The organism is Methylophaga sp. OBS1, from assembly GCF_026319365.1.
In genome coordinates, this window is the sequence record NZ_JAPDMS010000001.1 from 895015 (window position 1) to 918263 (window position 23249).

Here is a 23249-nt window from a genome sequence, read left to right on the forward strand (position 1 = left end):
AATGAACGCGAAACATTTCAAACAAACATCGCTGGTCGTCATGATGGCGTCCGTACTGAGTGCTTGTGGCGCATTTTCAAATCTGGACCAGGTGGTGCCTGACAACACGCAGGAATATCGTCGTGCCGAAACCATGCCGCCACTGGACGTGCCGCCTGAGCTGAGTACCAACCGCATCAATGATGTTATTGCCGGTGAGAAAGATTCGACGGCCACCTATTCAGAGTTTGAGGAAGCCTCAAATAATCCGCTCGCTGCCAAATACAACATACAGCCAGATAAAAAACCGTCTCTGGCGGGTGAAGGGGCAAGCCGTCACCTTGTTGTACCCGGTGAGCGGGACGTGACATGGCAGCGTATTCAGGAGTTCTGGGCCACCCAGGGCCTGGCTATAGCACGCATCGACAGTCGTATTGGCCTGATGGATACAGCGCCAGATGCCGATGGCTATGCTTATCGCATTCGCATGGAACGGGGCGATACCTCCAAACAATCCAAAGTTTACTTAAGCGCCGTGGATGAAACCCGGACTAACTCTCAGAAGAATGAAGCAACACTGCGTCAGCTCGCCGATTATCTGGGTACCCTGTACAAAGAAGACGTACAGGAAATGCGCATCGCCCAGCCTGCACCCCCACCGGAAGAAACTGCCCGCGTGCTGTTGATCGATGAAGAGGGCGGTCAACAAAGTCTGTTTATCGAACAGGATTTCCAGACTGCCTGGCGTCGTGTCGGTCGCGTTCTGGACAGCAAAGGTTTCTCTGTTGAAGATCGCGATCGCAGCCTGGGTTACTACTTTGTGCGTTACATCGATCCATTCAAGGAAATCGAGCAGGAAGAAAAGGGTTTCTTCAGTGGTCTCGCTTTCTGGCGTGATGAAGTAGAAGAAAAGCCGGAAGAGTATTACTACATCAAACTGATTTCAGAGGCATCAGATACACGAGTGGTGGTCATGGACGCGGAAGAGAAGCGTACCTCCAGTGATACTGCCAAACGCCTGTTGAATCTGATTCAGGAGCAGCTTGCACCCTAATGCGTTTTGCGTCCCTCGGTAGCGGTAGTCGAGGTAATGCAACCATAGTCACGCACGGAAAAACCACGCTCATGATTGATTGTGGTTTTTCTGCTCGTGAAGCTGAGAAAAGACTGCATCAGCTTGATATTGATGCGCCTTCGCTCACAGCGATTCTGATTACTCATGAACATGCCGATCACATGGCTGGTGTCAGGGTCATGGCCCGCAAGCATCGTCTGCCAGTCTATGCTACGCCCGGTACAGCAGGATGCCTGCCCGCAGATATCGCTACCCATATTCGCGAGTTCAACTGTCATGAGCGCTTCACCCTCAACGATATTGAGGTGGAGCCATTCCCGGTGCCACATGATGCCCGTGAACCCAGTCAGTTCGTCTTCAGCAGCGGTTTGCACCGTTTGGGCCTGCTCACCGATGTGGGCTCCATCACGCCGTTGATCGAAGAGACACTCAACGCCTGCGACGGTCTGTTGCTGGAAACCAACCACGACGTCACAATGCTGGAGCAGGGTGAGTATCCCGAGCATTTGAAACGTCGGGTCGGCGGTCGGCTGGGGCATTTAAATAACGTGCAATCTGCCACATTACTTGAGAAAATTGACACCTCGAAATTACAACACATCATGGCGATGCATATCTCGGAAAAGAACAACTGTCCGTCGATTGTCGTCCCGTTACTGGCTAGGGCCCTGCAGTGTGAAGAAAACTGGATAGGTGTCGCTGAACAGAATGCTGGCTTTGGCTGGCGCGAACTGGTCACTCGATAAAGAGAATAGCAATGGAAAAGAAACAAGAACTGTACTCAGGCAAGGCCAAAAGCGTTTTTGCCACTGATGACAATGATTACGTGGTCCTGAGTTTCAGAGACGATACATCCGCCTTTGACGGGGAAAAAGTTGAACAGCTGAGCCGAAAAGGTGAAGTCAATAATAAATTCAATGCTCACATCATGCAGTATCTTGCCGATAACGGCGTGCCGACTCATTTTGAAAAACGGCTCAATGATACCGAGTCTCTGGTCAAAAATATGAAGATGATTCCGGTTGAATGTGTGGTGCGTAATGTGGCATCCGGCAGTCTGGTCCGTCGTCTGGGGGTGGAAGATGGTATGGAACTGACGCCGCCGGTGTTTGAATTTTTCCTCAAAAATGACGCGCTGCATGACCCCATGGTTAATGAGTATCACATCGAAACATTTGGCTGGGCAAAGCCTGAAGAAGTCAATGAAATGAAAGCGTTAACGTTCAAAGTTAATGAGCTTTTGAAGAAGCTGTTTGCTGATGCGGGTATGATTCTGGTCGATTACAAGCTGGAGTTTGGTCTGTTTAAAGGGGCCGTCTATCTGGGTGACGAGTTTAGTCCGGATGGTTGTCGTTTATGGGACGCCGAAACCCGCAAGAAGTTGGATAAGGATCGTTTCAGGCAAGGCCTGGGCGGTGTTATTGAGGCTTATGAAGAAGTCGCTCAGCGCATTGGTGTACCACTCTGAGTCCTGATTCAAACAAATTCAAGTAAACAAACCCTGAGCCCTGGCTCGGGGTTTTTTATTTCTGTGCGCTGTTTCACATAATCGACTGGAGTTATGGTGACAGTTCTTGTGTCAGAGTGTGTTATGTTGCAATTCAGTCAGTAAATGGAGCCCGTATGCAAATTCCAGCAAAACCGGTTGATGAAGAATCACGCATCGTCACGCTGAGGTCGCTGAATCTTCTTGATACTGACAGGGACGAGCGTTTCGACAGACTGACCCGACTGGCATTGCATGTGTTTGAAGTCCCTGTTGCGTTGGTGAGTCTGGTTGATGAAAACCGTCAGTGGTTCAAGTCCTGCCAGGGAGCGAATCTGACAGAGACAGACAGAGATGTCTCTTTTTGCGGTCATGCCATTCTCGGCGATGAAGCGTTCGTGATTGAAGATACACACCAGGATCCGCGCTTTGCAGATAATCCGCTGGTCATCGGTGAGCCTCATATTCGCTTCTACGCTGGCTATCCAATTCGCTACCTTGATGGTAAGAAACTGGGGACGCTTTGCCTTCTGGATTCCAAGCCCCGTCACTTCAGTCGCCGTGAGCGCCTTATACTCGAAGATCTGGCAAAGATCGTCGAACATGAAATTCAGGCTGTGCAATTGGCGACAGTCGATGAATTGACTGAAATTCCGAACCGCCGCGGTTTTTTCTCAAATGCCAATCAGGCGCTGAGTCTGTGTCAGCGTCAGAATTTACCTGTCAGCCTGGTGTTTCTTGATCTGAATAACTTCAAACCTATCAATGACCAATTCGGTCATGCCGAGGGTGACAAGGCATTGAAAACTTTCTCCAGTATGCTGAAAAAGATCTGTCGGCAGAGCGATATTGCTGCCCGGATTGGCGGTGACGAGTTCGCGCTGCTCCTGCCTAACACAAACAAATCAGATGTAGACAAGATTCTCACCCGCTTTACCGGCATGGTCGAGCAGGCCAACCGTGAGCAACCGCTGGATTACAAAATTGCATACTCTCATGGCGTGGTTCATTTCGATCCAGCTAAACATCAGGATCTGGACGATCTGCTGGCCGAGGGCGATCAGTTGATGTACCAGCGCAAAAACCGATCGAAAAAAGAACAATCAGGCCGTTAGTTGCCAGCCAATCAGCCCGCCTGCCCGCATCGGTACCAATTCATCACCGGCGAAACTCAACTTATCCGGCACCTGCCAGTTTTGTTTGGTCAGGGTGATGTTGTCGGTATTTCTGGGCAGACCATAAAAGTCAGGGCCATGTAAGCTGGCAAAGCCTTCCAGTTTGTCCAGCGCGCCGGCCATTTCAAACGCTTCAGCGTAGAGCTCAATAGCCGCATGAGCACTGTAAATACCTGCGCAGCCGCAACTACTCTCTTTGCCTGCACGCGGGTGTGGTGCACTGTCAGTCCCCAGAAAGAACTTGGGACTGCCACTGGTCGCCGCCTGAATCAACGCCTGTTGATGGGTATTGCGCTTTAATACCGGCAAACAGTAATGATGCGGGTGAATACCACCAACCAGCAGATCATTGCGGTTCAGCAGCAAGTGATGTGGTGTGATGGTGGCAGCGATACGATCTTCCGCTTCGGCAACAAACACCGCGGCATCGGCAGTGGTGATATGTTCGAACACGACTTTAAGTTCAGGAAAGTCTTTTAACAGCGGTTGCAGCACGCGGTCGATGAAGACTTTTTCGCGATCAAAGACGTCGATATCGGCACTGGTGACCTCACCATGAACCAGCAGTGGAACGCCGCGCTCCTGCATGGCTTCCAAAGCAGCGTGGCAATGTTTGAGGTCAGTGACACCGGCATCGGAATTGGTGGTTGCACCGGCCGGGTAAAGTTTGACAGCATGAACAAACCCGCTGTCTTTGGCGCGGTGAATTTCATCGGCGCGGGTGTTGTCTGTCAGGTACAGGGTCATTAATGGCTGAAATACACTGTCTTCAGGCAATGCGGCCATGATGCGCTGACGATAATCCCGGGCCATGTCGACAGTCGTCACCGGCGGGCGTAAATTAGGCATCACAATCGCACGGGCGAATACGCGCGCGGTGTCGGGCACGGTGCGGGAAAGTGCAGAATCGTCCCGCAAGTGGAGATGCCAGTCGTCGGGACGGGTGAGGGTAATTTCAGTTGGTTTTATTTGTGTCATAGCCGCGAATTATGCCATAGCAAATAGCTTAAGCTGAAAAACTTGTGATCCGCGCTCGAAGGGCAACAGCGCTTGTTCTTGACCTTATCACGCATTACAAGTAACTTTACACGTTTGATGTTTTTAAGCTTCTCGTGACGAGATTAAGAGGGAAACACGTGGAATTAAGCGGTGGCGAGATACTGGTTCAGTGTCTCAAAGACGAAGGTGTCGATTTCCTGTTCGGTTATCCGGGCGGTGCAGTGCTGCATATCTACGATGCACTGTATAACCAGGAGGATGTCAAACACGTCCTGGTGCGCCACGAACAGGCAGCGACGCATGCAGCAGATGGTTATGCACGGGCTACAGGTAAGCCTGGTGTCGTCTTAGTCACATCGGGTCCTGGTGCTACCAATGCCGTTACCGGTATTGCCACTGCCTATATGGACTCTATTCCTATGGTGGTTATTACCGGTCAGGTCGCGACTGCCAACATCGGTAGTGATGCCTTCCAAGAAGTCGATGCCGTGGGTATCACCCGTCCGTGCGTCAAACATAACTTTCTGGTTAAAGACATTAATGATCTGGCGGAAACCGTTAAGAAAGCTTTCTATGTTGCGACCACTGGCCGTCCCGGTCCGGTTGTAGTCGACGTACCGAAAGACATTACTGATCCGAATATCAAGATTCCATACCACTACCCGGAAACGGTTCAGATGCGTTCTTACCAGCCGACCTTGAAAGGCCATAGCGGTCAGATCAAGCGCGCGGTGGATCTGCTTCTGTCTGCCAAGAAACCGATGATTTACACCGGTGGCGGTGTGGTATTGGGCAAAGGTTCAGAAGAACTTCGCAAGTTTGTGCGCAAGCTGGGTTATCCGATTACCAGTACCCTGATGGGGCTGGGGGCTTACCCATCCAGTGATGAGCAATTCATTGGTATGCTGGGCATGCACGGTACCTACGAAGCCAACATGGCGATGCATGACTGCGATGTCTTGATTGCTATCGGTGCACGTTTTGATGACCGGGTTACTGGCAAAATTGCCGAGTTCTGCCCGGATGCCAAGATCATTCATATCGATATTGACCCGTCATCGATTTCAAAAACGATTACCGTTGATATCCCAATCGTAGGCAGTGTGCCTGATGTATTGCAGGAAATGAACGGCTTGTTGGAAACCACCAAGAAGTCACCCGACAAGAAGGCGATTGATGCCTGGTGGGCGGAAATCAACGGCTGGCGTGGAATGAAGTGCCTGTCCTATGACCGCAACAGCGACAAGATCAAACCGCAGATGGTCGTTGAGATGATCCATGAGATCACCAATGGCGATGCCTATGTGACTTCTGACGTCGGTCAGCATCAGATGTGGGCGGCACAGTACTACGGCTTTGATGAACCTAACCGCTGGATTAATTCCGGTGGTCTCGGCACCATGGGCTTTGGTCTGCCGGCTGCTATGGGCGTGCAGTTTGCTTTCCCTGAAGATACGGTTATCTGTGTCACGGGGGAGGGCAGTATTCAGATGTGTATTCAGGAACTGTCAACCTGTCTGCAATACGGTTTGCCGGTTAAGATTGTTGCCCTCAATAATCGTTATCTCGGTATGGTGCGTCAGTGGCAGGAATTTTTCTATGAAAACCGTTACTCGCATTCCTACATGGAGTCATTGCCGGATTTCGTCAAGCTGACCGAGAGTTATGGTCATGTTGGTATCCGTATTGAGAAGCCGGAAGATCTGCGCAAAGAACTGGAACGCGGTTTTGCGATGAAAGATCGTCTGGTGTTCTTCGATATCGTGACTGACCAGACTGAAAACGTGTACCCGATGATTGCCCAGGGTAAGGCACATAACGACATGCATATGTCGCCTTACTGTGAACCACCACAAGACCCAGAGAGGGAGCTGTCTTAACATGCGTCACATCATTTCCATCCTGATCGAAAACGAAGCAGGGGCATTGTCGCGTGTGGCCGGTTTGTTCTCTGCACGGGGTTACAACATCGAATCCTTGACTGTCGCGCCTACCGAAGACCCGACGCTGTCTCGTATGACCATCGTGACATCGGGTACCGAACGCATTATCGAGCAAATCACCAAGCAGCTGAACAAGCTGGTTGATGTGGTGAAACTGCTGGATCTGACTGAAGGACCACACATTGAGCGTGAAATGATGCTGATCAAAGTCAAGGCATCTTCCATGGCTCAGCGTGAAGATGTGAAACGCCTGGCGGATATTTTCCGTGGTCACATCATTGACGTTACAACCTCGACATACACTATCGAGCTGACCGGTGCCTGTGCCAAGCTGGACTCATTTATTGATGCCCTGGCTGAGCACAAAATCATTGAAACCGTGCGTAGCGGTGTCACTGGTATTGCCCGTGGTGAGAAAAGTCTGCACCTGTAATTAACACCCTTTCGCTTTAAGAAAAAAATCTAAGGAATTCAATCATGAGTTTGAACATCTATTACGATAAAGATTGTGACCTGTCCATCATCCAGGGCATGAAAGTCACTATTATCGGTTACGGTTCCCAGGGCCATGCCCACGCCTGCAACCTGAAAGACTCTGGCGTTGATGTCACTGTCGCGCTGCGTCCCGGTTCATCTTCTATCGCCAAAGCCGAAGGTGCTGGCCTGAAAGTCTCTGACAACGTGGCTGAAGCCGTTAAAGGCGCTGACCTGGTCATGGTACTGACACCGGATGAATTCCAGTCTCAACTCTACAAACAGGAAATCGAACCTAACCTGAAACAGGGTGCGGTTCTGGCCTTTGCTCACGGTTTTGCCATCGTCTACAACCAAATCGCACCGCGTAGTGATCTGGATGTCATCATGATTGCACCGAAAGCACCGGGTCACACTGTCCGCAGTGAATTTGTCAAAGGCGGCGGTATCCCTGACCTGATTGCTATCGAACAGGATGCTTCCGGTAAAGCAAAAGACATCGCTCTGTCTTATGCTTCAGGCGTCGGTGGCGGTCGTACCGGTATCATCGAGACCACTTTCCGTGACGAAACTGAAACCGACCTGTTCGGTGAACAGGCTGTTCTGTGTGGTGGCGCCGTTGAACTGGTTAAAGCCGGTTTTGAAACCCTGGTAGAAGCCGGTTACGCGCCGGAAATGGCTTACTTCGAATGTCTGCACGAACTGAAACTGATCGTGGACCTGATGTACGAAGGTGGTATCGCCAACATGAACTACTCGATCTCCAACAATGCCGAGTATGGCGAGTATGTTACCGGCCCACGCGTTATCAACGAAGAGAGTCGTTGGGCGATGCGCGAAGCACTGAAGAATATTCAGGAAGGTAAATACGCCAAACAATTCATTCAGGAAGGTCAGTCCGGTTACCCTGAAATGACCGCGATGCGCCGCCTGAATGCAGAACACCCGATTGAACAAACCGGTGAAAAACTGCGTGCGATGATGCCCTGGATCCAAAAGATCGTCGATAAGTCTAAAAACTAAAAGACTTTTTCACGTGTCAAGAACGGGGACGGTTGTGCAAACGACCGTCCCCGTTTTGTTTGTATAGCGCAGATGTCATAATGCTTTTATTCGATATCAGGGAGTGTATTCATGGTCAGTAGTGACAAACAGCAGCGACGCGGTATTTACCTGTTGCCGAATTTGTTCACAACAGCAGGTTTATTTGCCGGTTTCTATGCCATTATCGCGGCAATCCGGCAGGATTTTGATGCTGCTGCTATCGCCATATTTGTGGCGATGATCATGGATGGACTGGACGGCCGTATCGCCAGAATGACTAATACACAAAGCGCCTTCGGTGCTGAATATGACAGTCTGTCTGATATGGTCGCCTTCGGCCTGGCACCAGCGCTGGTCGTGTTCCTCTGGGCTTTGCTTGATATGGGCAAATTCGGCTGGATGATTGCCTTTATCTATGCTGCCTGTGGCGCCTTGCGTCTTGCTCGCTTTAACACCCAGATCGGCACTGCTGATAAACGTTATTTCCAGGGTCTGCCGAGTCCTGCTGCTGCAGCCTGTGTAGCTGGCTGGGTCTGGCTGGGTACCGACCGGGGGTTGGATCCAGCGCTGGTCAGCAATGTGGCGGTGCCCATTACGTTTTTCGCGGCGATTTTGATGGTCAGTTCCATGCGCTACTACAGCTTCAAGGAACTGGATTTGAAAAATCGGGTGCCTTTTATCAAGATGCTGGCCCTGGTACTTATTTTTGCCCTGATCGCCAATGACCCACCGCTGATCCTGTTTTCAGCTTTTCTGGTCTATGCTGTTTCCGGTCCGGTATTTACCCTGTTTAAACTGCGTCAACATCGTAGTGAACGTAACACCGGCAAATAACTTGGCAGACGAGGCTTTTAGCCCTAATATTTAACGCATAGCGATGCACTTTAGGTGCAAAAACCAATCAGCGTGATGCCGACGATGGCCCAAAAACCAGATTTCAGTCCTGCGAATACCAGAACAGACTTGAATGTTGTCCGGCCGGCCGGACTTAATGACGGCGCAACGTCTGCATACGGAGCAGGAAAATGACAGACCAGTTAATTATTTTTGATACCACATTGCGTGACGGTGAGCAGAGCCCCGGCGCGTCGATGACCAAGGATGAAAAAGTCCGGATCGCTAAAGCGCTGGAACGCATGCGCGTGGATGTGATTGAGGCTGGTTTTGCCATTGCCAGTCAGGGTGACTTTGAAGCGGTACAGGCGGTGGCGAAAGCCGTTAAAGACAGCCGTATCTGTAGTTTGTCCCGGGCGCTGGAAGCCGATATTGACCGTGCCGGTGAAGCACTCAAACCGGCCAACGCCTCTCGCATACATACTTTTATCGCCACCTCGCCGATTCACATGAAAATGAAGCTGCGAATGGAGCCCGATCAAGTGGTGGAAAATGCAGTCAAAGCAGTGAAACACGCCCGTCAGTACACTGACGATGTCGAGTTTTCACCGGAAGATGCTGGCCGTAGTGATATCGATTTCCTGTGCCGGATTCTGGAAGCGGTTATTGATGCGGGTGCGACCACACTCAATATTCCGGATACGGTGGGCTATAACTTGCCGCATCAGTTTGGTTCCTTGATTGCCACGCTGCGTGAACGCATTCCCAATGCCGATAAAGCTGTGTTCTCAGTGCATTGTCATAATGACCTGGGCCTGGCTGTTGCCAACTCGCTGTCAGCAGTGATGAGCGGTGCCCGTCAGGTTGAATGCACCATTAACGGCCTGGGTGAGCGTGCCGGTAATGCGGCACTGGAAGAAGTGGTGATGGCAGTCCGCACCCGTCAGGATATGTTTCCCTGTGATACCCATATCGATACCCAGCACATTCTGGCCGCTTCACGCCTGGTTTCCGGGGTAACCGGTTTTGTGGTCCAGCCCAATAAAGCCATTGTCGGCGCCAATGCCTTTGCCCACGAGTCCGGTATTCATCAGGATGGCGTGCTCAAAAACCGTGAAACCTACGAAATCATGCGTGCCGAAGATGTCGGTTGGAACACCAACCGCATGGTTCTGGGCAAACATTCCGGTCGAAATGCTTTCCGCAGCCGTCTGCAGGAACTGGGCATCGAACTGGAGTCGGAGGCAGAGCTTAATGCGGCCTTTACCCGGTTCAAGGAACTCGCTGATAAAAAGCATGAGATCTTTGATGAGGATCTTCAGGCGTTGGTCAGTGATGTGGTAGCGGCTACAGATGAGCGTATAACCCTGGTGTCATTAAAGGTCTGCAGTGAAACCGGGGAAACGCCGGTAGCCAATGTCACGCTGTCGGTGGATGGTGATGAAGTCCATACCCAGATGAGTGGCAGTGGCCAGGTAGACGCGGCTTACAAAGCCATCGAAGCGATTGTGCAGAGTCATACAGAACTGCAGTTGTATTCAGTCAGCAATATCACCACCGGCACTGATGCCCAGGGTGAAGTTAATGTACGTCTGGAAAAAGGCGGTCGCATTGTCAGTGGTCAAGGGGCTGATACCGATATCGTGATTGCCTCGGCCAAGGCCTACCTTAACGCCCTGAATAAAATTCTGGCGCATGTAGAAAGAGCCCATCCACAGGTCTGATGCAGCTCTCGAACTCACAACAACGGATTCTGGCTGATATGGGTATTCAGCTTTGGGCGCTTCGGCGCTCGGAGCCTGAGAACCCGCAGCAGGGAGCAGCAGAAACGCCTGTCGAGATTGAGCAGTCAGATATCAATGTTGCTGCCCCAGTCAAGCTGATTGTGGTAACACAAGCACAGGCCATGTCAGAGGCCGCGAAGCGTTTATTTAATGCGATGCTAAAGGCTGCAAGACTCACTCAAGATCAGGTACTGAGTTTAACCAGCAGGGAGTTCGAACAGATTAATACCGCCAGCATGGCCAATAAGTCGGTGCTGCTGTTGGGGAGTGACATAACTGCTGAACTGATGCCTGATTTGTCCCCTGACAATCCTGAGACTGTCAGCCAGTATCAGGCGCAGTTTTTAGCCTGTTTCAGCCTGGAGGAGATGCTGCAGCAGCCATCCCTTAAAGCGGCAGCCTGGCAGGCACTGAAACATCTGAGCCCTGTGTTCTGAAAAGGTCCTGAAATGATGCTTCCGCGTGTCATGCTTGAAGACGATCTGTTTGAGGTGCATGCTATTGAGAAAGCGGCGAATCGCTTTCCCTGGAGCAGAAAGAATTTCGCGGACAGTCTTGATGCGGGCCATTTTTGCTGGGTTTACTGTGACGCTTTTGATGTCGTTATCGGTTATGCCATTGTGCAACTGGTGATTGATGAAGCGCATCTGCTCAATATCTGCGTCAGACCCGAGATGCAAAGGCAAGGTTATGGTCGTCGTATTCTTGAGCATGTGATTGACCATGCCCTGACACGCTCCGCCAATCTGGTGGTACTGGAGGTCAGACAATCCAATTTCCGCGCACAGCAGCTTTATCACCAGCTGGGATTCAACGAAATGTCGATACGCAGGGGCTATTACCCGGCTGAGCAGGGCAGGGAGGATGCCATTTTGATGGGGCTGGATCTCTCGTCGCAGTCGATTTTCGGCGGAATTTAGCGGCAGCACTGCTGTCATTATTAAGGCCAGTCATCAAAAACCGTCAATGAATAGACGGCAGTACTACTTATGAGCACTTGCTATAGCGCAGGGGCTCTTTTAGACTAATTGACTTAATTACTCGGTTATTTTTTTCACATTTAGGAGATAAAAATATGGCTTTTGAATTGCCACCACTTCCTTATGCACAAAACGCTCTGGAACCAACGATTTCAGCTGAAACGCTCGAATATCACTATGGTAAGCATCACCAAACCTATGTGAATAACCTGAACAACCTGGTACCTGGTACTGAATTTGAAGGCAAGTCTCTGGAAGACATCATTACTTCAGCCAGTGGCGGTATCTTTAACAATGCAGCTCAGGTCTGGAACCACACCTTCTACTGGAACTGCATGACACCTGATGCCAAAGGCGCACCATCGGGTGATCTGGCCGCTGACATTGATAAAACCTTTGGTTCTTTCGACAAATTTAAAGAAGACTTCAGCAAATCTGCAGCCACCAACTTCGGTTCAGGCTGGACCTGGCTGGTGAAAAACAAAGACGGTAGCATCGCCATCGTTAATACCAGCAATGCCGGTTGCCCACTGACTGAAGGACAGACACCACTGCTGACAGTTGACGTCTGGGAACATGCTTATTACATCGACTATCGCAACGCGCGCCCTAAGTACCTGGAAGCCTTCTGGGGCCTGGTTAACTGGGACTTTGTTGAAGCCAACTACGCGGCCTGAGAATAGCGGGAGGGGCGTCAGTTTACTTCTCTCCCGTTAACTTATAAAATACCGCTTTTTTGATTGATGGCAGTTTCGTCAGAAACTGCCATTTTTCGTTTCAAAGGTCTGAAAAAGACCCGGTTTTCATGCCGTCAGGGCAAGGAGTTTTCAGCCATGACAAATTCGGTTATGCCGACTTATGGGCGACTCGATGTGGCTTTCGCCAGTGGAAAAGGCGCCTGGTTAACAGACATCAATGACAAGCAGTATCTCGATGCACTGAGTGGTATTGCTGTCTGCAATCTTGGCCATTGTCATCCTGCTGTGACCCGGGCTGTTCAACATCAGGTTGAAACCCTGGTGCACACCTCCAATATGTACCACATCCCCTTACAGACGCAGTTGGCTGATAAACTCACCGAACTGTCCGGCATGGAGCAGGTATTCTTTTCCAATTCCGGTGCTGAAGCTAATGAAGCGGCAATCAAAATTGCCCGTAAGTACGGCCATAGCAAGGGCATTGAAAAGCCGGTCATTATCGTGATGGATGGCAGCTTCCATGGCCGTACCATGGCCACCCTGACAGCAACCGGCAATGCCAAGGTCCAAGTTGGATTTGACCCGTTATTGCCTGGTTTTGTCCGCGTACCCTACAACGACCTGGATGCGCTGCGTATGGCAATTGGTCATTGGCCGGAAGCGGTGGCAGTACTGGTTGAACCCGTTCAGGGTGAGGGCGGTGTCAAAGTGCCGGAACCCGATTTTCTGGCTGGTGTCCGTGCTATTTGCACACAGCGTAAATTGCTGATGATGCTGGATGAAGTGCAGACCGGGGTTGGCCGTACCGGTCAGTGGTTTGCTTTTCAGCACAATGATGAACTGCTACCCGACGTGATGACGCTGGCTAAGGGACTGGGCAACGGTGTGCCGATTGGTGCCTGTCTGGTCGCTGGTCCTGCCGTCGGTGTCTTACAAGCTGGTAACCATGGCTCCACCTTTGGTGGCAACCCGCTGGTTTGCAGTGCCGCCCTCGCCGTGCTGGACACGATTGAGCAGGAACAACTGCTCAATCATGTTGCCACGCTCAGTCAGCAGATGCTGAACGCGTTTAAGGACAGACTGGCCGGCCAGGAGGGGGTCAAGGATGTTCGTGGACTGGGTTTTATGTTCGGTATTGAACTGAGTATGCCCTGTGCGCCTCTGGTCAAACAGGCGCTCGCTGAAGGCCTGTTAATCAACGTCACGGCTGAGTCCGTCATACGTCTGTTACCACCGATGATCATCAATGCAGAAGAAGCCGAGCTTATCGTGGATAAAGTCTGCAGACTGGTACTCGACTTTTTGTCATCCCACGCTGTTGAGAGCGTAGCCTGAAAATGAAACATTTCCTGACTCTGAAAGACCTGACTCCGGCGGAACTGAAACTGCTGATTCAACGTGCTGGAGAACTAAAGAAACTGCACAAACACGGGGACATTTACCAGCCACTGAAAGGCAAAGTGCTGGCGATGATTTTTGAGAAATCCTCAACTCGTACCCGGGTTTCTTTCGAGTCGGCGATGATTCAGTTTGGTGGTGGCTCGATTTTTCTGTCACCGGACGACACGCAACTGGGGCGCGGAGAGCCGCTGGAAGACTCAGCCAGAGTCATTTCCAGTATGGTGGATGCGGTGATGATTCGCACTTTTGCCCATAGTAAAATTGAAACTTTTGCCAAATACTCCTCAGTGCCGGTGATTAATGCCCTGACTGATGAGTATCACCCTTGTCAGTTACTGGCAGATATGCAGACTTACCAGGAGCACCGGGGTGATATCAAGGGTAAGAAAGTTGTCTGGATCGGTGATGGCAATAATATGTGCCACTCCTACATCAATGCAGCTGAACAGTTCGGCTTTACGCTGAATATTGCGACACCTGAAGGTTACGAACCGGATTCGGCCATTGTTGAAGCCAGCAAAGCCGATGTGCAGTTGTTCAATGATCCCAAAGCGGCAGCAGAGGGTGTTGATCTGGTTGTCACCGATGTCTGGGCGAGCATGGGACAGGAAGAAGAGCAGCGCAAACGTGAACAGGCTTTTGCCGGCTTTCAGGTTAACGAGACTATCATGGCGCTGGCGAATACAGACGCCTTATTTATGCATTGTCTGCCGGCTCATCGCGGTGAAGAAGTCAGCGCTGAAGTGATCGATGGACCGCAGAGTGTGGTTTGGGACGAGGCCGAAAACCGACTGCATGCACAGAAGGCCCTGCTGGAATTCCTAATCGGCGAGTAAGTCAGCCTCAAGCTGTTGCAGGCGCTCAACCGTGCCGATATCTGACCACTGGCCATGATAGTGCTGACCTGAAACTTGCTGTCGGGTAATGGCTTGATCAAATAAGGGTTTGAGTGGACGTTTTTCGTTCTTCAGACCGGCAAACATCTCTGGACGATAAATGCCTATGCCACTGAATGTGGCCTTATCAGCATTGTTGACCTGTACGTTACCTGTCTTATCCAGAGCAAAATCACCCTCCGGATTATGCGGTGGATTATCAACCAGTACCAGATGACAGAGTTTGTCAGCATCCAGCTGAAAACCTGCCAGTTGCCCAAAATCAAAATCAGTCCAGATATCGCCATTCACCACCAGAAATGGTTCGTCACCCAGCAAGGGCAGGGCATTAATAATTCCGCCCGCTGTCTCCAGTCCGCCTTCGAGTTCCGGTGAGTAACGGATTCTGGCACCATAATCCTGACCGTCACCCAGTGTTGTCGGAAATTGTTCGCCAAGATGGGCGTAGTTAATAATCAGATCATCGAACCCGGCTTTGACCAGTCCTTCAATCAGATACTCAATCAGCCGCCTGGGACCTGCTTTAATCAGCGGTTTCGGGGTGGTATCAGTCAGCGGACGCAGCCTTTCACCGCGACCGGCCGCGAGGATCATTGCTTTCATAAGATGGCCATGATTTTTGGGGATTGGGTTAAAAACTGATGCAGTGAAGCGAGTGCCGGATAACGCGCGGTTACCTGCAACACGTATTTCAGTGTCAGTGGCAAATCCTTCATATAACCGGATTTACCATCACGGTAATTAAGGCGGCAGAAAATGCCCAGGACCTTGAGATGACGTTGTAGTCCCATCAGATCAAACCAGCGGACAAAAGCTGACCTGTCAATTCCGGTCATCAATTGTTGATTCTGCGCCTGCTGATAATAATAATCGAGCCATTGCTCGATCTTGGTTTGTGGCCACTCGACGTAACAATCGCGTAGCAAGGACACCAGATCGTAAGTAGCAGGTCCAATCACCGCGTCCTGAAAGTCGATAACACCGACTTCATTATCCGGTCCCAGCATCAGATTTCGACTATGGTAGTCGCGATGGACAAAAAATTGTGGTTGGCTATTGGCGTTGTCTAGCAGAAGCTCAAATATCGAATCCAGATCCGATGGAACAGCGAGGGATAAATGTCGCTCCAGAAACCAGTCAGGAAACAGGCGCATTTCGCTCAGTAATTTTTCATCGTCATAAGCGGGCAGCTCGATCTCAGAAACCGGCGCCAATTGCATTTTGATGATTTCATCAATCGCTGCCTGGTAGAGTCGATCGGCGGAATCCTGATTGAGTGCTGACAAATAAGAGGTCGTGCCCAGATCACTGAGCAGCAGAAATCCCAGTTCAACATTTCTCGCATAGATATGAGGTACATGTGTGCCTGAGCCAGCCAGGAATTCGGCGACGCGCACAAAAGCCTCGATATCTTCATGTTCAGGGGGGGCATCCATCACGATCCGACTCTGGCCATGCTGATAGACGCGGAAGTAGCGGCGGAAACTGGCGTCGCTGGAAGCCACTTTCAGCTCGAAGTCGCGGTCGGGTAGTATCGCCGTCAGCCATTCATTGACCTGCCGAAGACGCGGATCAGAGTCTAAATCAATCTTCATGTTTTCGTTGGAATTGTTCTATATCACGCTGATTTTAATAAATTATTGTTTCTACGTTGAGGACTGTCTCAAGCGCTGTAACTGACCCGGCTGCTGAATCAGAATTGTTCATGTATCATCAGGGAATTATTTCCCGCATTGCCTGTCAATGATGCGAGGTAATAGCGTACTAAACCATAAGTAATATCGGAGTAGCAATGAACAAATTCTTATTTTCCGCCGCCTTGCTGACAGCTTCCAGTATGGCCCTGGCTCAGGATTACGTCACTCCCGGTGACCTATCTGAGCAGGCATCTGACAAAATGTACAGCATCCTGACTCAGTACAATAGCTGCATGATGCAGACCCGACTGCAATCATTGCCTGAAATCGAAAGCGGTCAGGCTGCCGCCGATCAGATCATGCAGAACTGTGAAACCCACCTCGATGCCCTCAAAGCACATTTGACCGACAATCAGGTTGAACCTGCGCTGGTTGAGGGTATGGCAAAAACCATGCGGACCCGAGCTGCCCGTCAGTTAATGACCAAAACCATGAATAACCTGGCAGCTCAAGCCCAAGCAGCCAGTAATGCTGAGAAAATAAAACAGGACGCAGAGGCAGAATCGGCCGAATAACGCTAGTGATTCAGTTGCAGTACATCAATGTCCTCGTGCTGCAGCATCTGAATCAGACGTCTCAACGGTAATCCTATCAGTGTGTTGGGATCCTCCCCATCCAGTTTTGAAAACAGGCTGATGCCAAAGCCTTCAGACTTGAAACTGCCGGCACACTGATAGGGTTGTTCTTTTTTCAGATAGAAGTCAATCTGGTTGTCTGTCAAAGTTCTGAAGTGAACGCTGAAAGGTTCTACTGATGACTGAATATGGCCATTCTTTGCATTCAGTAACGCAAGGCCGGTCAGGAATGTGACTTTTCGCCCGGAAGCGCTTTTCAGCTGAGCCATCGCATTCTGATGGTTGCCGGGTTTTCCCAGAATATCATCATCAATCACTGCGACCTGATCAGACCCGATGATCAGTGCTTCCGGATGTGTACGTGCAATCTCACGGGCTTTGCTTTCTGCCAGCCTCTGTACCAGTGTTGCTGGTGATTCATCCGATTGCGGCGTTTCATCAATATCAGGTGAAACCTGAATAAAAGTCAGACCAAGTTTGTTCAGAAGCTCAGCCCGGAACGGCGAGCTTGAACCCAGGATAAGTTGTTGCATGCTTTAATAGCCTTCAGGTAATTACAGTGGGCGCGGTGCGTCCGGTCAGATCACGAATCATGGCTAATGATTCCGCGAGTTCAATCAAATCGGCCAGAGCCTGCTGAGTGTCCAGCCGTTGTTTACTCTGATCAGCCTGATAAGACTCGATATAGACTCTTAAGGTAGCCCCTTCAGTCCCCGTGCCGGATAAGCGATAAATAATGCGATCGCCGCCTTCAAACCCGACTCGAATGCCTTGTTTGTCAGCAACACTATTATCAACCGGGTCACGATAGCTGAAGTTATCAGCATATTCGACCGTTCGGCCATCAATCTGTCTGCCGGGCAAATCTGCCAACTGTTGTTCCAGATGCAGCATCAAAGCTTCGGCCTGCTCGCTGGGGATCGATTCGTAATCATGACGGGTGTAGTAATTGCGACCAAATTCCTGCCAATGGCGATTGACAACTTCAGCGACGGGGATGGCACGGGCTGCCAGAATATTGAGCCAGAACAGCACTGCCCAAAGGCCGTCTTTTTCCCTGATATGGTTGGAACCGGTGCCGAAGCTTTCTTCCCCGCAGAGGGTGGCACGATCAGCATCCAGCAGATTACCGAAAAATTTCCAGCCGGTGGGCGTTTCGTGTGATTCAATGCCAAGCTTCTCAGCGACTCTGTCTACTGCCTGACTGGTTGGCATTGAGCGGGCTACGCCCTTGAGTCCAGCTTTATAGGCGGGTACGAGAGACGCGTTGGCGGCCAGAATGGCGAGACTGTCAGACGGCGTGACAAAGATGTTGTCACCCAGAATCATATTCCTGTCGCCGTCACCGTCGGAGGCAGCGCCGAAATCAGGTGCATTATCCGAAAACATCTCGGTAACCAGTTCTTCAGCATAAGTCAGATTGGGATCCGGGTGGCCTTCGCCGAAATCAGGCAGTGGTATACCGTTGATCACCGTACCTTTCGGTGCGCCCAGGCGATTTTCCAGTATTTCCGTCGCGTATGGCCCGGTGACGGCATGCATGGCGTCAAAGCGCATTTTAAAGTTGCCGCCGGTCAGTAAGTCATGGATGGCATCAAAATCAAACAGGCTGGCCATCAGTTCGGCGTAATCCGAGACCGAATCGATCACTTCAACCGTCATGCCATCCAGTGTCTGGGTGCCAATCTCAGTCAAGTTGATGTCAGCGCAATCACTGATTCGATATTCGCTGATATGGCGGCTGTGATTGAAAATCGCCCCGGTGATGGACTCCGGCGCCGGACCGCCGTTAGCGGTGTTAAACTTGATACCGAAATCACCATTCACACCGGCCGGGTTATGGCTTGCGGAGAGAATGATGCCGCCGAATGCCTGATATTTGCGAATAACACAGGAAGCGGCCGGGGTAGAGAGGATGCCGTTCTGCCCCACCCAGACATGACTGAAACCATTGGCTGCCGCCATTTTCAGAATAATTTGGATGGCGGTCTGGTTGTAATAACGGCCATCCCCGCCAACGACCAGCGTCTGCCCCTGACAGTCTGTCAGTGAATCAAAAGTCGATTGGACGAAGTTCTCCAGGTAGTGGGCTTGCTGAAAGGTTTTAACTTTTTTACGTAGACCGGATGTGCCGGGTTTCTGGTCATCGAAAGGGGCGGTTCTCACCGTCGTAAAGGCCATAAATCATTCCTGGTTGAATTCGAGCATCATTGCGGGTTTGTTGTTAGACTCAGCCTAACTTTTCGATTAACTATACTGACTCCATGAATAAGCCTCAACAGATTGATAGAGCGCGTTTGTTGCGCCTTGCTACCTACGCTTCTGTGGCGACCGCGGTGACGCTGATCCTGGCCAAACTGGTCGCCTGGTTTATCAGTGATTCGGTCAGTATTCTCGCCACACTGGTCGATTCCAGCCTGGATGTACTGGCTTCCATTGTGAATCTCATCGCTGTCCATCACGCGCTGCAACCGGCTGACCGCGAGCATCGTTTCGGGCATGGTAAGGCTGAAGCCCTGGCGGGGCTTGGACAATCGATGTTCATTGCCGGCTCAGCCGGTATTCTGCTGCTGCAGGGCATCAGTCGGCTGATCAATCCGCAACCGCTCGAAAAAGGGCTGCAACTCGGACTTGGTGTCATGCTCTTGTCTATTGTGGCGACACTGGCTTTAATTAGTTTTCAACGTTATGTGATTAGACGCACGGACTCAACAGCGATAAAAGCGGATGCTCTGCATTACAAAACGGACCTGCTGGTCAACGCCAGCGTCATTGTGGCATTGCTGCTGACCTATTATGGTTGGGATTTTGTCGATCCCCTGTTTGCCATCGGCATCGCTTTGTTTATTTTGTACAGCGCCTGGCAGATCGTTCGCGAGGCGGTGAACCTGCTAATGGATCATGAGTTGCCGGATGAGGACAGACAGAAAATAGGCGCACTGATTACCCAGCATCCTGATGCGATTGGTTTTCATGATCTGAGAACCCGTCAGTCTGGCAATACAGTGTTTGTCCAGCTTCATCTGGAACTCAATGAAAATCTCTCACTGAGACAGGCGCATTCCATAGCGGATGAACTGGAGAAAAAAGTAGCGGAATTGTTTGATGATGCAGAGGTCATCATTCACGAAGATCCAGTGACACACATGCCCCCCGGTCTGCAAGCAGGAAATAACGCACAAAGTGAAAGCAATCTCGTATAATTCCGCCTCGTAAAATCGAAGGGGACACAGTTATCTTTAAGTCAGACTCAACCATGCTACTGCTGTGCATTGCAGTGCTAGCGTTATTAGCTTTGTTCGCTTCTCTTGTCCGTCGCCGTCTGAATCAAACCCGTAAAGCGCGCCATCTCGACAAAATCCTGCGCAGATATAAGCTGGATGAAGTCCGGTCTATCGTGATCCCTGATGGAATTGGTGGTTTGATGGAGCTGGATCGACTGATTCTGACCGACAGAGGTCTGCTGATTATAGAAACCTATCCGATGAATGGGCACCTTTTCGGTGCTGAACAAATTGATCAGTGGACTCAAATCATAGACGGGCGCAGTTTCAAGTTTGCCAACCCGCTGCACCACATTCAGAATGCGAAGTATGCACTTCAACCATTGGCACCGAAAATTCCTATTTTCTATCGCGTGATATTTACTGGACACTGTGACTTTCCCAAAGGTAAACCAGACAATGTTTCGACAGTGCAAAGCCTGGAGCAGGACTTGCAAGCGATTCTGGAAGCGCCCAAGATGTCAGGAGGCAGTGTCAATGTATGGGAAAGAATTTTACGTATTGGCCGAAAAAACGGTCAGGTAGATTGAGAGAAACGTGATCCTGATGGAAACTAAACCGCTAGTTGTGGCAATTTCATCCCGAGCTTTGTTTGATCTCGACGAAAGCCATCGCATATTCGAAGAGCAGGGTACTGAAGCCTATTGTCGGCATCAGATTGAAAATGAGGATGTGCCTTTGGCACCGGGTGGCGCCTTCAATCTTGCTCGTAAATTGCTGGCATTAAATGATAATAATCCCAAGACGCCCAAGGTGGAAATCATTCTCTTGTCTCGTAACAGCGCTGACACCGGCCTTCGGGTATTCAACTCGATCCAGCATCACGAGTTATCGATTATCCGTGCTGTGTTTACTTCAGGCAGCAGTCCTTACCGCTATGTGGCACCGTTTGGTGCCAACCTGTTTCTCTCTACCAGTCCGGAAGATGTAGCTATGGCGCTGGAGGCCGGTATCGCTGCCGCCACGATTCTGCCTTCCAATGTGGGCAATAACCCCGAATCGGAAGAACTGCGTATTGCATTCGATGGCGATGCGGTGGTGTTTTCTGATGACTCTGAAAAGATTTACAAAGAAAAAGGATTGGAAGCCTTTACTGAAAATGAAACGCAAACAGCCAGAGAGCCTTTACCGGGTGGCCCCTTCAAAGATTTCCTGATGGCGCTGAACCGTATTCAGACAGAATATCCGGAGAATGATGCCCCTATCCGTACTGCTCTGGTCACTGCACGTTCAGCACCGGCGCATGAGCGTGTGATCAGAACCCTGCGAGCCTGGGATATTCGTATCGACGAAGCGATATTCCTGGGTGGTAAGGCCAAGGGACCGTTCCTGAAGGCTTTCGGTGCGGATATTTTCTTTGATGATCAGGAACAGCATTGCCATTCGGCCAAGGAGCATGTTGCCACCGGGCATGTTCCTCATGGCATTGCCAATAAAAAAACCATTGTTGAGCAGGACTGAGATTGGTCGTTCAGAGAAGTCGGGCTGTCCAAAACTGGATTAAACAGCTCAGTGAAAAAGATATGCCGGTGTTTTCCGGTACCGTGGCCGAAGTCAGTGCCGTATTAAACAGTGAGGATACATCGGCATCAGATGTGGCTAATGTCGTGTTGCGTGATGCTTCACTGACTGGCCGGGTCCTCAAAGTCGTCAATAGTTTTCATTTCAACCCCACCAACCAGACTATTAATACTGTTTCCCGGGCTGTGATGGTTATGGGGTTTGAACAGGTACGCGCGCTGACATTCTCGATGGTACTGGTGGATAGCCTGAACCGGGGACATCAGCGACAAAAACTCATTACCGAAATGGCCGGCGCTTTTCATGCTGCCGCCCAGGCGCAGGAGTTTGCCAAAATTAGCCATGCCGGTGATCCCGAGGATCTGTTTGTTGCAACATTGTTGTCACGGCTGGGAAATATGGCTTTCTGGGCCTTTGCCGGCAAGCAGGCAGATGAATTGCTTTCTCTGCTGGAGGAGGGAATCCAAGAAGCGGAGGCGGAGAAGGTCGTACTCGGTTTTGAGCTTGTTGAGCTGACTAAGGCATTGAGTCATGAATGGCATCTTGGTGATGTGGTCAGTGATTATCTTTATAAAAGGCTGGAAGCTAACAAAGCAGCCTGTATTAATGCCGGTCTTAGTCTTGCTGATGCCGCCAGAGCAGGCTGGGATAGCACTGAAGCCGAACTGAAAATTCATGAACTGGCAGATCATTTTGATGTGGAAGTTGCCGAGTTACGCAGACATGTCTTTGAGAACGCCCGTCAAGCCAGGGAAGTCACCGAGTTGTATGGTAGCAAAACAGCCAGTGAAGCTATCCCTGTGCCGGTGACTGAGGAGGATTCAGAGAAGGCTGAAATGCAGGACGATTCGATAATCGCTGCCAGCTACCCAGAGCCAGACATTCATTATCAAATGACCGTGATGCAGGAGATTTCAGCGACGATTCAGGAGCGGCCCAAGATTGGCATTATTCTGGAAATGGTGCTTGAAGGTATTTATCGCGGTGTGGGGACGGACAGAGCAATATTTATGATGCTCAATCCTGAGAGAAGCCACCTCAGTTGTAAATATCTGTTTGCCGATGATGCTGAGTTGTTGAGAGAGAAACTGCTGATTGATGTCAGACGCCCTGAAAATGTCTTTCATCAGATCATCGAGACGCAGAAGCCGCGTCTACTGCCCGGGGATCCAGCGCAATTAGGGGGCACCTTGTCCAAAGACACGCTAAAGCTGCTTGGCAAGCCACCCTACATGGTGATGCCGGCAATAGTGAAAAATAAAGTCATCGGCCTCTTCATTGCTGATAGAAACGCCAGCGGCCGCTTACTAACGGAGACGGACTTTCTGGCATTTCAACAATTCTGTCAGCAGGCGAATATGGGCTTAACCATTTTGGCCATGCAAGGGTAGTTTTATCCCGGCC

At 50.6% G+C, this 23249-nt stretch carries 24 protein-coding genes; 19 read left to right on the forward strand and 5 right to left on the reverse strand.

The window, feature by feature from the left end; all coding sequences use genetic code 11:
- Position 1: 1 nt before the first annotated feature.
- From bamC to OMQ46_RS04340, 4 genes are all read left to right on the forward strand, one after another.
- Positions 2 to 1033 carry an outer membrane protein assembly factor BamC gene (gene bamC, locus OMQ46_RS04325; RefSeq protein ID WP_266235531.1) on the forward strand — a complete coding sequence of 344 codons (1032 nt, stop codon included), beginning with the start codon at positions 2 to 4 and terminating at the stop codon, positions 1031 to 1033.
- On the forward strand, positions 1033 to 1800 hold the full coding sequence (locus OMQ46_RS04330; protein WP_266235530.1) for an MBL fold metallo-hydrolase: 768 nt from the start codon (positions 1033 to 1035) through the stop codon (positions 1798 to 1800). Before bamC ends, OMQ46_RS04330 begins: the two co-directional genes overlap by 1 nt.
- 11 nt (positions 1801 to 1811) lie before the next feature.
- The gene (purC, locus tag OMQ46_RS04335) at positions 1812 to 2522 is read left to right on the forward strand and encodes a phosphoribosylaminoimidazolesuccinocarboxamide synthase (protein WP_266235528.1); all 711 of its coding nucleotides are present in this window, start codon (positions 1812 to 1814) and stop codon (positions 2520 to 2522) included.
- 155 nt (positions 2523 to 2677) lie between these two features.
- Positions 2678 to 3655 carry a sensor domain-containing diguanylate cyclase gene (locus OMQ46_RS04340; protein ID WP_266235526.1) on the forward strand — a complete coding sequence of 326 codons (978 nt, stop codon included), beginning with the start codon at positions 2678 to 2680 and terminating at the stop codon, positions 3653 to 3655.
- On the opposite strand, the gene pyrC is transcribed toward OMQ46_RS04340, so the two are convergent.
- Entirely contained in the window at positions 3644 to 4693 is a 1050-nt protein-coding gene (pyrC, locus tag OMQ46_RS04345; RefSeq protein WP_266235524.1) for a dihydroorotase, read from the reverse strand. The genes OMQ46_RS04340 and pyrC overlap by 12 nt on opposite strands.
- Positions 4694 to 4851: 158 nt before the next feature.
- Here pyrC and OMQ46_RS04350 point away from each other — a divergent pair, with 158 nt between their 5' ends.
- The 10 genes from OMQ46_RS04350 to argF all read left to right on the forward strand — a co-directional run bounded on the left by OMQ46_RS04350 (position 4852) and on the right by argF (position 14708).
- A complete protein-coding gene (locus OMQ46_RS04350; protein ID WP_266235523.1) occupies positions 4852 to 6594 on the forward strand; it encodes an acetolactate synthase 3 large subunit in 1743 nt (580 codons plus the stop codon).
- A 1-nt stretch (position 6595) separates the two neighbouring features.
- Positions 6596 to 7090: an acetolactate synthase small subunit gene (gene ilvN, locus OMQ46_RS04355; RefSeq protein WP_266235521.1), complete on the forward strand. Its 495-nt coding sequence runs from the start codon at positions 6596 to 6598 to the stop codon at positions 7088 to 7090.
- 50 nt (positions 7091 to 7140) lie between these two features.
- Positions 7141 to 8154 carry a ketol-acid reductoisomerase gene (gene ilvC, locus OMQ46_RS04360; RefSeq protein WP_266235932.1) on the forward strand — a complete coding sequence of 338 codons (1014 nt, stop codon included), beginning with the start codon at positions 7141 to 7143 and terminating at the stop codon, positions 8152 to 8154.
- 111 nt (positions 8155 to 8265) lie between these two features.
- Complete coding sequence (gene pssA, locus OMQ46_RS04365) at positions 8266 to 9009, forward strand: CDP-diacylglycerol--serine O-phosphatidyltransferase (protein ID WP_266235520.1); 744 nt, start codon at positions 8266 to 8268, stop codon at positions 9007 to 9009.
- A gap of 191 nt (positions 9010 to 9200) precedes the next feature.
- Positions 9201 to 10733 carry a 2-isopropylmalate synthase gene (locus OMQ46_RS04370; RefSeq protein ID WP_266235518.1) on the forward strand — a complete coding sequence of 511 codons (1533 nt, stop codon included), beginning with the start codon at positions 9201 to 9203 and terminating at the stop codon, positions 10731 to 10733.
- Positions 10733 to 11230: a DNA polymerase III subunit psi gene (locus OMQ46_RS04375; RefSeq protein WP_266235516.1), complete on the forward strand. Its 498-nt coding sequence runs from the start codon at positions 10733 to 10735 to the stop codon at positions 11228 to 11230. Before OMQ46_RS04370 ends, OMQ46_RS04375 begins: the two co-directional genes overlap by 1 nt.
- Positions 11231 to 11242: 12 nt before the next feature.
- A complete protein-coding gene (rimI, locus tag OMQ46_RS04380; protein WP_266235515.1) occupies positions 11243 to 11713 on the forward strand; it encodes a ribosomal protein S18-alanine N-acetyltransferase in 471 nt (156 codons plus the stop codon).
- Between the two features lie 155 nt (positions 11714 to 11868).
- Complete coding sequence (gene sodB / locus OMQ46_RS04385) at positions 11869 to 12450, forward strand: superoxide dismutase [Fe] (RefSeq protein ID WP_266235513.1); 582 nt, start codon at positions 11869 to 11871, stop codon at positions 12448 to 12450.
- A gap of 156 nt (positions 12451 to 12606) precedes the next feature.
- Entirely contained in the window at positions 12607 to 13806 is a 1200-nt protein-coding gene (locus OMQ46_RS04390; protein WP_266235511.1) for an aspartate aminotransferase family protein, read from the forward strand.
- Positions 13807 to 13808: 2 nt separating this feature from the next.
- Entirely contained in the window at positions 13809 to 14708 is a 900-nt protein-coding gene (argF, locus tag OMQ46_RS04395) for an ornithine carbamoyltransferase (RefSeq protein WP_266235509.1), read from the forward strand.
- On the opposite strand, the gene murU is transcribed toward argF, so the two are convergent.
- The gene (gene murU, locus OMQ46_RS04400; protein ID WP_266235507.1) at positions 14694 to 15371 is read right to left on the reverse strand and encodes an N-acetylmuramate alpha-1-phosphate uridylyltransferase MurU; all 678 of its coding nucleotides are present in this window, start codon (positions 15369 to 15371) and stop codon (positions 14694 to 14696) included. The two genes, argF and murU, sit on opposite strands and share 15 nt — an antisense overlap.
- The gene (locus tag OMQ46_RS04405) at positions 15368 to 16363 is read right to left on the reverse strand and encodes an aminoglycoside phosphotransferase family protein (RefSeq protein ID WP_266235506.1); all 996 of its coding nucleotides are present in this window, start codon (positions 16361 to 16363) and stop codon (positions 15368 to 15370) included. The genes murU and OMQ46_RS04405 overlap by 4 nt, the downstream gene beginning before the upstream one ends.
- Positions 16364 to 16560: 197 nt before the next feature.
- Here OMQ46_RS04405 and OMQ46_RS04410 point away from each other — a divergent pair, with 197 nt between their 5' ends.
- Complete coding sequence (locus tag OMQ46_RS04410; RefSeq protein WP_266235504.1) at positions 16561 to 16980, forward strand: hypothetical protein; 420 nt, start codon at positions 16561 to 16563, stop codon at positions 16978 to 16980.
- 2 nt (positions 16981 to 16982) lie between these two features.
- Here OMQ46_RS04410 and OMQ46_RS04415 read toward each other — a convergent pair whose 3' ends face one another.
- Together OMQ46_RS04415 and OMQ46_RS04420 are read right to left on the reverse strand one after the other, a co-directional pair.
- Complete coding sequence (locus tag OMQ46_RS04415) at positions 16983 to 17573, reverse strand: Maf family protein (RefSeq protein ID WP_266235872.1); 591 nt, start codon at positions 17571 to 17573, stop codon at positions 16983 to 16985.
- A 13-nt stretch (positions 17574 to 17586) separates the two neighbouring features.
- The gene (locus OMQ46_RS04420; RefSeq protein WP_266235501.1) at positions 17587 to 19221 is read right to left on the reverse strand and encodes an alpha-D-glucose phosphate-specific phosphoglucomutase; all 1635 of its coding nucleotides are present in this window, start codon (positions 19219 to 19221) and stop codon (positions 17587 to 17589) included.
- Between the two features lie 83 nt (positions 19222 to 19304).
- On the opposite strand from OMQ46_RS04420, the gene OMQ46_RS04425 reads away from it, so the two are divergent.
- The 4 genes from OMQ46_RS04425 (at position 19305) to OMQ46_RS04440 (ending at position 23236) form a co-directional block, all read left to right on the forward strand.
- Positions 19305 to 20243 (forward strand): cation diffusion facilitator family transporter, encoded by a 939-nt coding sequence (locus OMQ46_RS04425; RefSeq protein ID WP_266235499.1) that lies wholly within the window; start codon positions 19305 to 19307, stop codon positions 20241 to 20243.
- A 74-nt stretch (positions 20244 to 20317) separates the two neighbouring features.
- The gene (locus tag OMQ46_RS04430) at positions 20318 to 20854 is read left to right on the forward strand and encodes a nuclease-related domain-containing protein (RefSeq protein WP_266235497.1); all 537 of its coding nucleotides are present in this window, start codon (positions 20318 to 20320) and stop codon (positions 20852 to 20854) included.
- Between the two features lie 16 nt (positions 20855 to 20870).
- On the forward strand, positions 20871 to 21785 hold the full coding sequence (locus OMQ46_RS04435) for a 5'-nucleotidase (RefSeq protein ID WP_266235495.1): 915 nt from the start codon (positions 20871 to 20873) through the stop codon (positions 21783 to 21785).
- Positions 21786 to 21787: 2 nt separating this feature from the next.
- A complete protein-coding gene (locus tag OMQ46_RS04440) occupies positions 21788 to 23236 on the forward strand; it encodes an HDOD domain-containing protein (protein ID WP_266235493.1) in 1449 nt (482 codons plus the stop codon).
- Positions 23237 to 23249: the final 13 nt, after the last annotated feature.